The following is a 14,441-nucleotide window of genomic DNA, read 5'->3' as shown; positions in this document are numbered from 1 at the left end:
CACCGCCCCCTCAGCCCTTCGGTTCCCTCGGCAGGCCGAGCGCGCGCTCGGCGATGATCGTGCGCTGTATCTGGTCCGAACCGCCGTAGACGGTGTCGGCCCGGGAGAACAGGAACAGATGCTGCAACGCGTCGAGTTCGTACGGCGCCGAGGGCGACCAGTCCGCCGGGCCCACCCCGGCCGCCGCGCCCCGCACCTGCATCGCGAGCTCCCCGAGCCGCTGGTGCCAGCCGCTCCACAGCAGCTTGGCGACGCTGGGCGCGCCCGCGTCCGCCGAACCGCCGAGCGTCCGCAGCGCGTTCCACCGCATGGTGCGCAGCTCGGCCCACTGCCCCACCAGCCGGTCCCGCAGGACGGGGTCGGACACCGTGCCGGAGTCGAGCGCGGCCCGCACCACCTGCCCCAGTTCCTCGGCGAACCCGATCTGCTGGGCGAGTGTCGAGACCCCGCGCTCGAACCCGAGCAGGCTCATCGCGACCCGCCATCCGCGGCCCTCGCCGCCGACGACGTGCTCCACGCGTGCGCGTGCGCCGTCGAACAGGACTTCGTTGAAGTCGCTGGTGCCCGTCATCTGCCGGATCGGGCGGACCTCGATCCGGTCCGGCTGGTCCATGGGCACCAGCAGGAAGCTGAGCCCGTGGTGGCGTCGCGAGCCGGGCTCGGTGCGGGCCAGCACGAAGCACCAGTCGGCCTCGTGGGCGAGCGAGGTCCAGATCTTGCGGCCGGTGACGCGGTAGTGGGTCCCGCCCGGCTCGCGGACCGCGGCGGTGCGCACCCCGGCCAGGTCGGAGCCCGCGTCCGGCTCGCTGTAGCCCTGGCACCAGAGTTCCTCACCGGCGGCGACCGGGGGCAGGAAGCGGGCCTTCTGCTCCTCGGTGCCGTGGGCGATGAGGGTGGGGGCGAGCAGGTTCTCGCCGATGTGCCCCGAGCGCGGGGGCGCGGGCGAGCGCGCGTACTCCTCCGCCCACGCGACCTGCTGGGTCAGCGTCGCCACGCGGTTGCCCCAGCCGTCCTCGGGCCAGCCGAGGCCGATCCAGCCGGCCTTGCCGAGGGTGCGCTCCCAGGTGCGGCGGTCCTGCCCGGCATCGGCGTGCGCGGCGAGCCACGCCCTGGCTTCGCGCCGGAACGCCCGGTCCGCCTCGGTGAACCCGAACTCCACGCTGTCCTCCCAACGTCCCGTGCCCGCTACGTGTTCGGCCGGGCCCCCTCCTTGGCCGCCCGCTCCATCCCCGCCACCCGCTCCAGCAGCGGCATCGGGTCCACGCCCACCGTCCCCGGCAGGAAGTCCGCGATCCGCTCCGGCGTCCAGGAGCCCTCGGCGTACGCCGCCCGCAGCTCCCTCGGCTGCGCCCACACCGCGATCTTCGGCCCGGCGATCGTGTAGACCTGCCCGGTGACACCGGCCTCCCGGGCCCGCCGCGACAGCAGGTAGACCACGAGCGCGGCCACGTCCTCCGGTTCGCCGATCTCCGCCAACTCCATGGGCACGTTCGCGGACATCCGGGTGCGGGCCACGGGCGCCACCGCGTTCGCCGTCACGCCGTACTTGTGCAGCCCCAGCGCGGCGCTGCGCACGAGCGAGATGATCCCGCCCTTGGCGGCGCTGTAGTTGGCCTGCGAGACGGACCCCTGGTGGTTGCCGCTGGTGAAACCGATCAGGGTGCCCGACCGCTGGTTGCGCATCACGGCCGACGCGGCCCGGAACACCGTGAACGTCCCTTTGAGGTGGGTGGCGACGACCGGGTCCCACTCCTCCTCGGTCATGTTGAACAGCATCCGCTCGCGCAGGATCCCGGCGACGCACACGACACCGTCGAGCCGTCCGTACGACTCCAGCGCCGTGTCCACGACCCGCTGGCCGCCGGCCATGGTGGAGATGTCGTCGGACACCGCGACGGCCTCGCCGCCCAGCGCCTCGATCTCCTTGACCACGGCCGCCGCCGGCTCGCCGCCCGGTGAGGCACCGTCGACGGTCACCCCGTGATCGTTGACCACCACCCGCGCCCCGGCCGCGGCCGACGCGAGCGCCACCGCCCGCCCGATACCCCGGCCGGCCCCGGTCACGGCGACGACCCCGCCTGCCAAGAAGTTCCCCACACCCGGCCCCTTCCCGCAGTTTCTGACGACCCGTTAGATTTTATGACCCGCCAGACGCCTGGACACAAGCCCCCGGGAGGGCCCATGTCACTGCCGGCCGAGTTCCACGACATCGCCGAGCGCGTGAACAACTGGGGCCGCTGGGGGACGGACGACGAGATCGGGACCCTCAACCTGATCACCGACGAGGTCGTGCGCGGGGCCGCCGCCGAGGTCCGCACAGGCCGGCGGATCCCGCTGGCCCTGCCCCTGCAACAGGACGGTGTGCAGACGGGGATGATCCCCGGGCGGGTCAACCCACTGCACGTCATGGTGCAGATCAACCAGGAGCTGTTCGGTCCCGGCACGGTCGCGTGCAGCGACGACGCCGTGACCATGGGGCTCCAGGCGGCGACCCACTGGGACGGGCTGCCCCATGTCTCGCACTCGGGGAAGCTCTACAACGGCCGCCCGGCGGCCACCGTCACCGCGCACGACGGCGCGCGGTACTCCGGCATCGACAAGGCCCGGCACATCGTCTCCCGCGGCGTCCTGCTGGACGTCGCCCGCGCGCTGGGGACGGACCGGCTGCCCGGCGGGCACGCGGTCACCCCGGAGGATCTGGACGCGGCCGAGGAACTGGCCGGGACCCGGGTGCGGGCCGGCGACATCGTGCTGGTGCGGACCGGGCAGATGCGGGTGTATCTCGCGGGCGACAAGCACGGATACGGGTATCCGTCGCCGGGTCTGTCGATCCGGACGCCGGAGTGGTTCCACGCGCGCGACGTGGCGGCCGTCGCGAACGACACCCTCACCTTCGAGATCTTTCCGCCCGAGACGGAGAACCTGTGGCTGCCCGTGCACGCGCTGCACCTGGTGGAGATGGGGATGCCGCAGGGCCAGAACTGGCAACTCGAAGAATTGTCCACAGCCTGTGGAGAAGTCGGCCGCCACACGTTTCTGCTGTCGGCGATGCCCGAACCGTTCGTCGGCGCCACGGGGACACCGGTGGCACCCGTCGCCGTTCTGTAGTGACGCGAGTCCGGCTGGCGGCGCGACAGCGCCCGCCCCGAGCACGGCACCGTGCGCCGCCATCCGGCTCCGGCGTTCCCGCCCCGGTTCCACTCACCCCTGAAAAGAACCGACGCCGAATCACGACCCACACTCGCCGAGGGCTCCCGTCACCGAACCCCTCGACGTCCCCTCGCGGCGAATCGCTGACCACCAGCGTGATCAAACCGTCACGTCGCGTCAACACCTGTTCGGGGATTTATTACCCAACGCCCTTTTTGACACAGGCGCGCACGGAAGCACATCCGGGCGCACGACGCCCCCGGCCGGCCGGAAGGGTCCCGGCGCACCTGCGCCCGTGCCCCCGCCCTGCCACGCCTCACGCCGAGACCGGCACATCTCCGGCCCGTCCACCGCCCGCAGTCACGTCGACGGGTCGGCGCACCGCCCGGCACGACGGTCCCTCAGACCGCCTCGTACGCGAGCCCCTCGTAGCCCTCGTAGCCGTCGAGTCCGTCGACGCCGTCCCGCCCCGACACCCCGCCGCCGTACGCCATCGCCGCCCTCCGGGGCTCGGCGCAGCGGTCCAGTTCGCACCAGATCTGCTTGCCCGCCCCGTCGGGACTCCAGCCCCAGCGGTCGGCGAGCCCGTCCACGAGCGCCAGGCCGCGGCCGCCGGTCGCGTCACCGTCCACCCAGCGGGGCACCGGGGCGCGGGCGCTGCCGTCGGCCACCTCGACACGGACCGTGGCCGATTCGGCGGCGGACTGCGCGAGGGACAGCCTCAGCACGGCGGGACAACCGGTGTGCACGACAGCGTTGGTGACCAGTTCGGAGACGAGCAGGATCAGGGTCTCGGCGAGCGATTCGTCGACCTCTATGCCACATCCGGCGAGCCGTGAACGAGCCCATCTCCGGGCGCGCCCCACTTCCGCGGGGTCGGGCCGGATCTCCAGCTGCACTTGAAGCACCTGCACCGCTCACACCATCCGAACCGGTGGACACCAAGGCTCGCGCCTCACGAGGGCCACGATCGTAGCCATTTTCAGCATGACCAGAACAACGGCCAGAGCAGGGATCACGGAACGTGATTCCCTTACGAACCAGCATGGTTGACGTACAGTCACCCCAACAAGCGCTTCGGGCATATTCCAGCGCCAAGGAGTACCCGTGCGGCATACTGTGCGACGCTCGTCACGGGGGGTCGAACAGGCGGCGGAACAGGGCCCTCCCGCCCGGCGAGCAGCGGCGCGCACCGCAGGTCCCGGAGTCACCCCAGGGGCAACACCGGCACGGCTCGCACTCGGAACCACTCGCATCCCACACAAGGTACCGGAGCGGACCTTCGACTCCAGGACGTGACAAGTCACGCCTGGGACACAAGCCGGTATCAACGCTCAGTGATTCCGGTATGCCACAATCCGCGACACTCCCCCGCGGCCGGGCCGCCGAAACCGCAGACCAGCGCCGCGTCAGCGCGTGCCGGCCGTCAGTGCGTCCGCCAACATCTCCTCACTCTCCGTAGCGCCGCCCGTACGGTGGGTCCGCACCCAGGCCCGCTTCAGGTGCAGGTGCACCTCTGCCTCCCAGGTGAAGCCCATGCCGCCGTGCACCTGGAGGCAGTCGCGGGCGCCGCGCACCGCCGCCTCGTCGGCGAGCAGCCGGGCCGCGGCGACGTCCACGGGGTCGGCGGTGACCGCCGCCGCGTACACGGCGACGCGGGCCACCTCCACCCGGACCAGCATCCCCGCGCACAGGTGCTGCACGGCCTGGAAGGCGCCGATCGGCCGTCCGAACTGCTCGCGGGTCCGGGCGTGTTGCACCGCCAGCTCACAGGTGCGCACGGCCGAGCCGAGCTGTTCCGCGGCGGTGAGGAGCACGGCGGCCGACGCGTCCGGTACGCCGGTCGGGGACGTGTACGGGCCGGGCACCCGGGCCGCCGCCCGCTCGTCCGCCGCCGCGGACCCGGACCCGCGGGGCAGCCGGTGCAGCGGTGTGAGCGGGTCCACCGACCGCAGCTCGACGGCCCCGGTGGCGTCCCCGCGCACCACGTCGGCCTCCGCCAGCCACTCCACCGTCCCGCCGCCGCCGGCGGCCGCGACGACGACCGATCCGTCGGCCGCGCCGGGCACCGCGCCCGCGGCGAGATGCGTGGCCAGCAACGGGCCGGGCAGCAGGGCCCGCCCCGCCTCCTCGAACGCCAACACCGCCTCGGGCAGCCCGAGTCCGACCCCGCCGTCCGCCTCGGGCAGCCGGAGCGCGAAGAAGCCCGCGGCGCCCAGCTCCCGCCACAGCGCCCGGTCGAGCCGTCCCGGCCGCCGCACCGCGGCCCGCAGCGCGTCGGCGTCGAACCGCCGCGCCAGCAACTGCCGCACCCCGTCCCGCAAGGCCCGCTGGTCCTCGGTGAGTTGGAAACGCATGGCGCGCTGATCACCGCCCCTTCGGCAGGCCGAGGATGCGTTCGGCCACGATGTTGCGCTGGATCTGCGAGGTGCCGGCCGCGATGGTGTACGACAGCGAGGAGAGCCGGTCCAGCGTCCACGGCCTCCCGAGGTCCAGCGCGTCGGGACCCAGCACGTCGGCCGCGGCGTCGTACAGCTCCTGACGCGCGTGCGAGTACCTCAGCTTGAAGACCGAACCGCCGACGCCGGGGACGCCGCCCGTCGCCTGCGCCTCGCTCACGTTCCACTGGGTCAGCCGCCACAGCGCCAGGAAGTCGGCGTTGAGCCGCCCGAGGCGGCGCCGCAGTGCCGGGTCGTCCCAGCGCCCGTTGGACCGGGCCTCCCGGGCCAGTTCGCCGAGCACCCGCCGGCAGGCCACGACCTCCCCGACGAACGCCGTACCGCGCTCGAACGACAGCGTCACCATGGTCACCCGCCAGCCGTCGTTCTCCTCCCCCACCCGGTTGGCCACCGGTACCGGCACGTCGTCGAGGAACACCTCGGCGAACTCAGCCGAACCGGCAAGCGTGCGCAGCGGCCGTACGGTCACGCCCGGCGCGTCCATGGGCATGGCGAGCCAGGTGATCCCCCCGTGCCGGGGCGCCCGCGGGTCGGTGCGCACCAGCAGTTCGCACCAGTCGGCGGCCTCCGCGTGCGAGGTCCAGATCTTCGACCCGCTCACCAGGTAGTGGTCGCCGTCCCGGCGCGCGCGGGTGCGCAGGGACGCCAGGTCGGAGCCGGCGTCCGGTTCGCTGAAGCCCTGGCACCAGGCCTCCTCCCCGCGCAGGATCGGCGGCAGCCAGCGCTCCCGCTGCGCGGGCGTGCCCTCGGCGGCGATGGTCGGGCCCGCGTGCAGCAGCCCCACGAAGTTCGCCCCCACGTAGGGCGCGCCCGCCTTCTCCGTCTCCTCCAGGAAGATCAGCCGCACGGTCGGGGACGCGTCCCAGTGGACGTCGGCGTACCCGGCGTCGTACAGCGTCCGCTGCCAGCCGAGGTCGTAGGCGCGGCGGCCCGGCCAGTCGTCGGGGGACGGCTTGGCGGGCAGCGTGGGCAGCACCTTGCCCAGCCACTCCCGCAGCCGCGCCCGGAAGTCCTCCTCCTCGGGGGTGTACGTCAGGTTCACCGGCGGTCCAGGTCGAGGCCGAGCATCCGGATCGCGTTGCCCCGCATCAGCTTGTAGACCGTCTCGTCGTCCAGGCCCTCGACGTGGTCGAGGGCCACCTGCCTGGTGTGCGGGAAGGTGGAGTCGACGTGCGGGTAGTCGGTCTCGAAGGTGGCGTTGTCCCGGCCGACGACGTCCAGCGAGGCGATGCCGTGCTTGTCGCGGAAGAAGCAGCAGAAGATCTGCCGGTAGTAGTAGGTGGACGGGGGCTCCGGGATCGTGTCGCGGACACCGCCCCAGGCGCGGTGCTCCTCCCAGACGTCGTCGGCGCGCTCCAGGGCGTACGGGATCCAGCCCATCTGGCCCTCGGAGTAGGCGAGCCGCAGCGCCGGGAACTTCACGAGCACGCCGCTGAACAGGAAGTCCATCATCGAGGCCATGGCGTTGTTGAAGGACAGCGAGGCCTGGACGGCGGGCGGGGCGTCCGGGGACGCGGCCGGCATCTGCGAGGACGAGCCGATGTGCATGTTGACGACGGTCCCGGTCTCCTGGCAGACCGCGAAGAACGGGTCCCAGTAGCCGGAGTGGATGGACGGCAGCCCGAGATGGGTGGGGATCTCGGAGAAGGTGACCGCCCGCACCCCGCGCGCGGCGTTGCGCCGGATCTCCGCGACCGCGAGGCCGATGTCCCACAGCGGGATGAGGCACAGCGGGATGAGCCGGCCGCCGCTGTCCCCGCACCACTCCTCGACCATCCAGTCGTTGTAGGCCCGCACACAGGCCAGCGCGACCTCCTTGTCGTGCGCCTCGGCGAAGGTCTGCCCGCAGAAGCGCGGGAAGGTCGGGAAGCACAGGGAGGCCTCGACGTGGTTGAGGTCCATGTCCTTGAGCCGCTCGGCGGGGTCCCAGCAGCCGGGTCGCATCTCCGCGCGCGTGATGCCCTCCAGGGTCATCTGGTCGCGGTCGAAGCCGACGGCGGCGATGTTGCGCTTGTACGGGAACTTCAGGTCCTCGTAGATCCACCAGTCGGTGGGCGGACCGTCCGGGTCCATGGTGATCCGGTACTTGCCGCCGACGTAGGCGAGCTCGCCGATACCGGCGGTGAGGGGTTTCGGGCCGCGCTCGCGGTACTTCTCCGGCAGCCAGGTCTCGAAGAGGTGCGCGGGTTCGATCACATGGTCGTCGACGCTGACGATGCGGGGCAGTTCGGTCATGGGGCCCTCCGCCGTGGATACAGATCTGATGACCCGTCAGATAGTGCGCTACGGGAAGGCTAGTCCCGCCCCCCTGGACCGACAAGGCGCCGAGCCCTACGCTCACCCCACTATCTGACTACCCGTCAGCTGGACAGGGGGCCGACGTGAACGACACCGCGCACGCGCTCAGCACCTCCCGCACCCTCTGGGACCTGCTGGTCCGCCGCGCCGACCGCACCCCCGACCGCCCGGCCCTGCTCCAGGACGGCCGCTCGGTGAGCTTCGGCGCGCTGCGCGACCGGGCCGAGCGGACCGCGGCCGGCCTGTACGGCATGGGGGTGCGGCCCGGCACGGTCGTCGCCTGGCAGTTGCCGACCCGCGTCGAGACGGCCGTGCTGTCCTTCGCGCTGGCCCGCCTCGGCGCCGTGCAGACACCGCTGATCCCGTTCCTGCGGGAGCGCGAGGTCGGCTTCGCGCTGCGCGAGTCACGGGCCGAGTACCTCGCCGTGCCCGGCGTGTGGCGCGGTTTCGACCACACGGAGATGGCCCGCCGGCTCGGCGCGAAGGGGGTCTTCGAGGCGTACGAGGACCTGCCCGACGGCGATCCGGCCGTACTGCCGCCGCCGCCCGCGCAGGGCACCGAGGTCCGCTGGATCTACTGGACCTCCGGCACCACCTCCGAGCCCAAGGGCGTGCTGCACACCGACCGCTCACTGATCGCGGGCGGCTCCTGCCTGGCCCACGCGCTGCGGCCCACCGCCGGGGACGTGGGCTCGATCGCCTTCCCGTACGCGCACATCGGCGGCCCCGACTACATGGTGATGCTGCTGCTCTACGGCTTCCCCGCGGTGCTGGTCGAGCAGTTCGCGCTGCCGGAGGCGCTGACGGTGTACCGCAGGCACGGGGTGACGCTGGCCGGAGGCTCGACCGCCTTCTACTCGATGTTCCTCACCGAGCAGCGCAAGCAGCCGGACTCGCCGCTGCTGCCCGCCCTGCGGCTGCTGGCCGGCGGCGGCGCGCCGAAGCCCCCGGAGGTCTACCGCGCCGTGGTACGGGAGATGGGGGTGCAGCTCACCCACGGGTACGGCATGACCGAGGTCCCGATGATCACGATGGGCGCGCCCGACGACACACCCGAGAACCTGGCCACCACCGAGGGCAGGCCCCCCGAGGGCATGGAGGTCCGGATCGTGGACGGGGAGGTGCGGCTGCGCGGGGAGGCGGTCTGCCGGGGCTATCTGGACCCGGCGCAGACCGCGGAGGCCTTCGACGAGGAGGGGTTCCTGCGCACGGGCGACCTGGGGCACCTGACGGACAGCGGGCATCTCGTCCTGACCGGCCGGCTCAAGGACGTGATCATCCGCAAGGGCGAGAACATCTCGGCCAAGGAGATCGAGGACCTGCTGCACCAGCATCCGGCGGTCGGCGACGCGGCGGTGATCGGGCTGCCGGACGCCGAGCGCGGCGAGCGGGTCTGCGCGGTGGTCGAACAGGCCCCGGGAGCGGGTGCGCTGACCCTGGAGGCGATGACGTCGTATCTGCGCGCGGAAGGGCTGTCGGTGCACAAGCTGCCGGAGCAACTGGAGGTGGTGGACGCCCTTCCGCGCGGCGAGACACTGCGCAAGGTGCTCAAGTACAAGCTGCGCGAGCGCTATTCCGGGACGGTGAAGTAACGGGCGAAGGCGGGCACGATCTCGGCCTCGCCCACCCTCCCGTCGGTGTCGCCGTCGAGACCGGCGGCCGCGGCGTGCGCGAGGTTCTCCGGCACACCGAGCACCCGCAGCACGCGCGCGGTGTCCGCGACGGTGGCGGCTCCGTCGTCGTCGGTGTCCGCCACGTCGATGGCGGCGTGCAGGAAGGGGCGCGCGATCTCGGCGAACCGTTCCGGGTTGTCGCGCAGCCGTTTGACCGCGCCGTTGACGAACTCGTCACGGGTGATCCGCTGATCGCCGTCCCGGTCCGCGATCCCGGCCATGCCCTGCCAGAAGGCCTCGGCGCCGGCGTACAGCGCCTGCCCCTTGTCCGACCGGGCCGCGATGTCGAACTCGGCGAGCAGCGCCTTGGCCGCACCGCTGAAGTCCTCGCGGTCGATGTAGCCGTTGCCGTCCTGGTCGAAGGTGGCGAACCGGGCCGCGATCCTGCGCTCGTACTCGCTGCTGACCATGTCTTTCAGGCCGCCTCACGTCATCTCGGGGTGCATCTCGCACGGAGCGTACGACGCCGGGGGCGGTCCCGGAGCGGGAAAACCACGGTTGTGCCAAGACCGGGGGAATTTTGGGACAACGATGGGGCATCGGCTCACGCCGAGAGGGGGCGCGCCTCCTCGGACGTGGCGGAGGACAGGTCGGCGTGCACGTCGAACAGCCTGCGCACCCCCAGCGCGCCGAGGACGCGGTTGACGTGGGAGCCGTCGGCGGCGCCCTCGGCCGGGAGGATGAGGCGGAGCCGCCCCTGGCAGGAACGCAGCAGCCGGCGGGCGGCTATGAGCACGCCCACACCGCTGGAGTCGCAGAACCAGACCTCGGAGAGGTCGAGGACGAGGCTGTGGCGGCCCTCCGCCACCAGGTCGTGCACCCGCTGCCGCAGCACGGGCGACGTCACCAGGTCCAGCTCGCCCGACACGTGCAGCACGGCCCACCGGCCCTGCTCGCCGCCGGTCACGTTGAACGCCACCACCATGCCCTTCGCTCGCCGGTACTTCCTGGAACCGCCCCAGAAGCGGAAGCACTTCCTACGCTTCCTTGCAGCGCGGCTGCCCACCGGCCGTTCCCCGAAACTCCGCACGAGAAACGAAAGACAAACGAAACAGGCTTGTTTTAGTCGCCTTCGATCCTGTTCGATCAGGTCTGAGCACTCACGGCCCGGGTAGGCACGTCGTAGACATGGCAGAGAACGAGACGCGGGACGAAGGTCCACTACCACCCTCGACCCGCCGGGGGCGCGCATTGCCACAAAGGGGCGTGCGTTGTCGGAGGTGCCGACTACATTCGAGGTGGCGATGGACGCACGCTGGAACCGGGGACGGACCGCAACGGGCGCCGGCAGGAGCACGGGGAGGGGGCCGCATGGCGAAGAAGGACGCACCGCCCCGCTGGGACCGGAAGATGCAGCAGCGTCTCGCCCGCGGTGAGGCCGCCGCCCTCGGCGAGCTCTACGACCGTTTCTCGTCACTCGTGCACGGCCTGGCCCACCGCGTGCTGGAGGACGAGCGCGCCGCCGACGGCATCACCCGTGAGGTCTTCGCGCACCTCTGGCAGCACCCCGAGTCGTACGACCCCAGGCAGGGCCCCCTGCGCTCGTGGGTCGCGGCGCTGACCCACCGGCTCGCCGTGCAGCGCCTGCGCGCCGACGAGACCGCCGCGCTCGTCGAGGGCGGCCGCGGCACCTCCGAGGAACTGGAGCACAAGGTCCGCCACGCCTCCGTCGCCGCCCGCGCCGACTACATCGTCCAGTCCATGCCGGCCCCGCTGCGCGCGGCTCTGGAGCTCGCCTACTTCCAGCGCCGCGACTACCGGCAGACCGCCGCCGACCTCGGCGTCACCGAGGACGAGGCCCGCCGCCGGCTCCGCCTCGGCCTGCAACTGCTCTCCACCGCCCACGACGCGACCCCGCCCGGGTCGCCGCCCGAATACGGGGGTGCGGTGTGACACCGGCGGACCGCTTCGAGGCGTACGACGAACACGGCCGGCACGACGACTCCGGGGAGCACCGCGACCCCGGTGGCGCCGGCGACTGCGAGAACACCAAGAAGGACGATCCCGAGCCGCCCCGCGGCAGCACCCCCGGCGACCCGGACGCGGGCACGCCGCGCGGCCCCGGCGACGGCGACGACCGCGCCCGCGACCCCGGCCGGCAGCCGCCCCGCATACCGATGCCGCGCACCTCGGTCGAGGACAGCGGCCTGCCCCTGCCCGACCTCGGCGCCCTGCGGGCCGCCGGGCCGGGCCCCGCGCCGCTCGCGCTGGAGCACCACGTGCTGAAATCCCTGCTGGGCGCCTGGGCGCTGGCCGCGTGCTCACCGGAGGAGGCGCTCGCCGTCGAGGTGCATCTGGGGGACTGCGGAGGCTGCGCCGACGAGGCACTGCGGCTGCGCGAAGCCGTCGGCCTGCTCCAGCGCCCGGACAGCCTCGATCTGGACCCCGGTCTGCGCACCCGCGTCCTGGCCGCCTGCCTGGACCGGCGCCCGCCGCGCATCCCGGTCCCCCAATGGGCCCGGCCCTACGACGCCGAGAGCGCACGGCTCGACGCCCTGCTCCAGGACTTCGGCGACGCCGAGTGGCACGCGCCGGTCCGGCTGCGGTGGTTCGACGGCAGGCAGGCCACCAGCCGGCGCACCACCGTCGCCGGCGTCATGGCGCACCTGCTGGCGGTCGACGGTCTGATCGCGCTCGCCCTCGGCCTCGGCGACCCGCTCGGCGAGACCGACGCCGAGACACCGACACCCGCGGGCCGCACCGAGGCGTACTGGCGCGCCTCGCACTTCCCGCCGACCCGGTCGGTGCGGGGTCCGTGGCGGGAGCAGAGCCACGGCATCGTCCGGACGGTGTCCTTCACCGGCGGCGGCGCGGGCCGGCTCGCGGTCTCGTACGGCGACTTCGAGCTGCCGCTGCACGACGCGATGATCGACCGGGCCTTCGAGTGCTGGGTGCACGCGGAGGACATCGCGGACGCGGTGGACTACCCGTACGAGCCGCCGTCCCCACGCCACCTCAACAGGATGATCGACCTCGCGGCGCGGATGCTGCCGGGCGTGCTGGCCGAACGGCGCAGGGCCGGGCTCGCCGCGCCCGCCCCCACGCCCCGGCACCTGGTGCCGGCCGGTGAGCCCGGCCGCACCCTGCGCCTGGAGATCGAGGGCTCCGGCGGCGGCGAGTGGCTGATCCCGCTGGACTCCCCGGCGGCCGTGGCCGACGAGGACCACGAGGTCGCGCACGTCGCGCTGGACGGCGTGGAGTTCTGCCGGCTGGCAGCCGGCCATGTGTCGCCGCAGGACGCGGCGGCCGGCCAGCTCGGGGACAACGAGGCGATCAACGACGTACTGCTGGCGGCGGCCTCGCTGAGCCGGATGTAGCGGGGCGGCGCCCGCGTGAGCCGGCTGGGACCGGACGGCGGCGCCGGACCTCGGCCCGGCCCGCGCGTCGCTGCCGCGGCCCGGCCGGACGGTATCGGTCCGGGGCGGGGTGCGCCCCGGAGGCAGGTCCCTAGGCGAAGACGACCGTGCGGCGGCCGTTCAGCAGGATCCGGCGTTCCGCGTGCCACTTCACCGCTCGCGCCAGCGCCTGGCACTCCACGTCGCGGCCGATGCCGACCAGCTGGTCCGGCGTGACGCCGTGCCCGACCCGCTCGACCTCCTGCTCGATGATCGGGCCCTCGTCGAGGTCGGCGGTGACGTAGTGCGCGGTCGCGCCGATCAGCTTCACGCCCCGGGCATGCGCCTGGTGGTAGGGCTTGGCGCCCTTGAAGCTCGGCAGGAAGGAGTGGTGGATGTTGATGATGCGGCCGCTCAGCTGCTTGCACAGGTCGTCGGAGAGGACCTGCATGTACCGGGCGAGGACGACGAGCTCCACCTCCTCGTCGCGCACGATCTCCAGCAGCCGCGCCTCGGACTCCGCCTTGTTGTCCTTCGTCACCGGGATGTGGTGGAAGGGGATGCCGTAGGAGGCGACGAGCTCGGCGAAGTCGGTGTGGTTGGACACCACCGCCGCGATGTCCACGGGCAGCGCCCCGATCCGCGTGCGGAACAGCAGGTCGTTCAGGCAGTGCCCGAACTTGCTGACCATCAGCACGACCCGCATCCGGTCCTCGGCCCGGTGGATCTGCCAGTCCATGTGGAAGGAGTCGCCGATCGCCGCGAAGCTGGCCCGCAGCTTGTCCACCGTCACCGGCGGGTCCGCCGAGAAGTGGACCCGCATGAAGAACAGTCCCGTGTCGTGGTCACCGAACTGCTGGCTGTCCTCGATGTTGCACCCGGTCATGAACAGGTAGCTCGACACGGCGTGCACGATGCCCTGCCGGTCGGGGCACGACAGCGTGAGGACGTACTGGTCGACCAGGGCCGCGGCGCGGTTCGGCTGCTCGTTCATGCAGGACAGGGTCCCACACCGGGTCGGCCACGGGGTGAGCCGTCCGACCGCCGGACGGGTTACGCCGACCGCGTCAGGATCCGCAGGACCTCCAGCGTCCTCGGCGGCGCGTCCGGGTCCTCCCCGTCGCTCACCGCCATCCGCACATGGGCGTCGCGCGCGGCCCGCACGGCTTCCGGCCACCCGGGATGGTCGACGTAGGAGGACACGGGGGCGTCCGGTCCGACCTGGTGCATGATCCGCAGGACCCGCAGCACGGCGGTGTCGACGAGCGCCGCCTCCTGCGAGTCGCGGAATATCGTGCCGACGTACTTCTCGGCGGACCAGTGGTCGAGCCAGGTGTCCTCGACGAGCCGGTACACGGCGTCGGTGACGTCTCCATAGCCCTCCACACCCGCCAGCCAGACGTTCTGCTGGAACGCCGGGTCGGAAAGCATGTGCAGCGCCGAGCGCACATTGCTGCGCCAGCGCCACCACGGCATGTCATTGAGAGGCATGTCGCCCATGGTGGATGAGCGACGGCCGCGACGGG

General features: G+C 72.5%; 14 protein-coding genes. 4 read left to right on the top strand and 10 right to left on the bottom strand.

The window, feature by feature from the left end:
- Window positions 1-10: 10 nt before the first annotated feature.
- Entirely contained in the window at window positions 11-1,159 is a 1,149-nt protein-coding gene (locus tag DN051_RS22155; RefSeq protein ID WP_112439352.1) for an acyl-CoA dehydrogenase family protein, read from the bottom strand.
- Between the two features lie 26 nt (window positions 1,160-1,185).
- Entirely contained in the window at window positions 1,186-2,097 is a 912-nt protein-coding gene (locus tag DN051_RS22150) for an SDR family NAD(P)-dependent oxidoreductase (RefSeq protein ID WP_053760882.1), read from the bottom strand.
- Window positions 2,098-2,181: 84 nt separating this feature from the next.
- On the opposite strand from DN051_RS22150, the gene DN051_RS22145 reads away from it, so the two are divergent.
- Window positions 2,182-3,108: a cyclase family protein gene (locus tag DN051_RS22145; RefSeq protein WP_112439351.1), complete on the top strand. Its 927-nt coding sequence runs from the start codon at window positions 2,182-2,184 to the stop codon at window positions 3,106-3,108.
- 443 nt (window positions 3,109-3,551) lie between these two features.
- Here DN051_RS22145 and DN051_RS22140 read toward each other — a convergent pair whose 3' ends face one another.
- The 4 genes from DN051_RS22140 to DN051_RS22120 all read right to left on the bottom strand — a co-directional run bounded on the left by DN051_RS22140 (window position 3,552) and on the right by DN051_RS22120 (window position 7,844).
- Window positions 3,552-4,049, bottom strand: coding sequence for an ATP-binding protein (locus DN051_RS22140; RefSeq protein WP_053760880.1), 498 nt, complete (start codon window positions 4,047-4,049; stop codon window positions 3,552-3,554).
- 510 nt (window positions 4,050-4,559) lie between these two features.
- The gene (locus DN051_RS22130) at window positions 4,560-5,507 is read right to left on the bottom strand and encodes an acyl-CoA dehydrogenase family protein (protein ID WP_112439350.1); all 948 of its coding nucleotides are present in this window, start codon (window positions 5,505-5,507) and stop codon (window positions 4,560-4,562) included.
- A gap of 10 nt (window positions 5,508-5,517) precedes the next feature.
- Window positions 5,518-6,651 (bottom strand): acyl-CoA dehydrogenase family protein, encoded by a 1,134-nt coding sequence (locus DN051_RS22125; RefSeq protein WP_053760878.1) that lies wholly within the window; start codon window positions 6,649-6,651, stop codon window positions 5,518-5,520.
- The gene (locus DN051_RS22120) at window positions 6,648-7,844 is read right to left on the bottom strand and encodes an amidohydrolase family protein (protein ID WP_053760877.1); all 1,197 of its coding nucleotides are present in this window, start codon (window positions 7,842-7,844) and stop codon (window positions 6,648-6,650) included. The genes DN051_RS22125 and DN051_RS22120 overlap by 4 nt, the downstream gene beginning before the upstream one ends.
- 146 nt (window positions 7,845-7,990) lie before the next feature.
- Here DN051_RS22120 and DN051_RS22115 point away from each other — a divergent pair, with 146 nt between their 5' ends.
- A complete protein-coding gene (locus DN051_RS22115; protein WP_112439349.1) occupies window positions 7,991-9,499 on the top strand; it encodes a class I adenylate-forming enzyme family protein in 1,509 nt (502 codons plus the stop codon).
- Here the strand turns inward: DN051_RS22115 and DN051_RS22110 are convergent.
- Together DN051_RS22110 and DN051_RS22105 are read right to left on the bottom strand one after the other, a co-directional pair.
- Window positions 9,478-9,990, bottom strand: a complete 513-nt coding sequence (locus DN051_RS22110) for an EF-hand domain-containing protein (protein WP_053760875.1) — start codon at window positions 9,988-9,990, stop codon at window positions 9,478-9,480. The genes DN051_RS22115 and DN051_RS22110 overlap by 22 nt on opposite strands.
- Window positions 9,991-10,124: 134 nt before the next feature.
- Window positions 10,125-10,505, bottom strand: a complete 381-nt coding sequence (locus DN051_RS22105; RefSeq protein WP_053760874.1) for an STAS domain-containing protein — start codon at window positions 10,503-10,505, stop codon at window positions 10,125-10,127.
- 386 nt (window positions 10,506-10,891) lie between these two features.
- Between DN051_RS22105 and DN051_RS22100 the strand changes: the two genes are divergently transcribed.
- Together DN051_RS22100 and DN051_RS22095 are read left to right on the top strand one after the other, a co-directional pair.
- Entirely contained in the window at window positions 10,892-11,473 is a 582-nt protein-coding gene (locus DN051_RS22100; protein WP_112439348.1) for a sigma-70 family RNA polymerase sigma factor, read from the top strand.
- Entirely contained in the window at window positions 11,470-12,897 is a 1,428-nt protein-coding gene (locus DN051_RS22095; protein ID WP_053760872.1) for a zf-HC2 domain-containing protein, read from the top strand. The genes DN051_RS22100 and DN051_RS22095 overlap by 4 nt, the downstream gene beginning before the upstream one ends.
- Window positions 12,898-13,027: 130 nt before the next feature.
- On the opposite strand, the gene purU is transcribed toward DN051_RS22095, so the two are convergent.
- Complete coding sequence (gene purU / locus DN051_RS22090) at window positions 13,028-13,909, bottom strand: formyltetrahydrofolate deformylase (protein ID WP_053760871.1); 882 nt, start codon at window positions 13,907-13,909, stop codon at window positions 13,028-13,030.
- A 59-nt stretch (window positions 13,910-13,968) separates the two neighbouring features.
- Window positions 13,969-14,415 (bottom strand): SCO4402 family protein, encoded by a 447-nt coding sequence (locus DN051_RS22085; RefSeq protein WP_420709198.1) that lies wholly within the window; start codon window positions 14,413-14,415, stop codon window positions 13,969-13,971.
- Between the last annotated feature and the right edge of the window lie 26 nt (window positions 14,416-14,441).

It is taken from the genome of Streptomyces cadmiisoli, from assembly GCF_003261055.1.
GTDB classification, from domain to species: Bacteria; Actinomycetota; Actinomycetes; order Streptomycetales; family Streptomycetaceae; genus Streptomyces; species Streptomyces cadmiisoli.
This window is presented reverse-complemented; position numbering and strand designations above follow the sequence as displayed.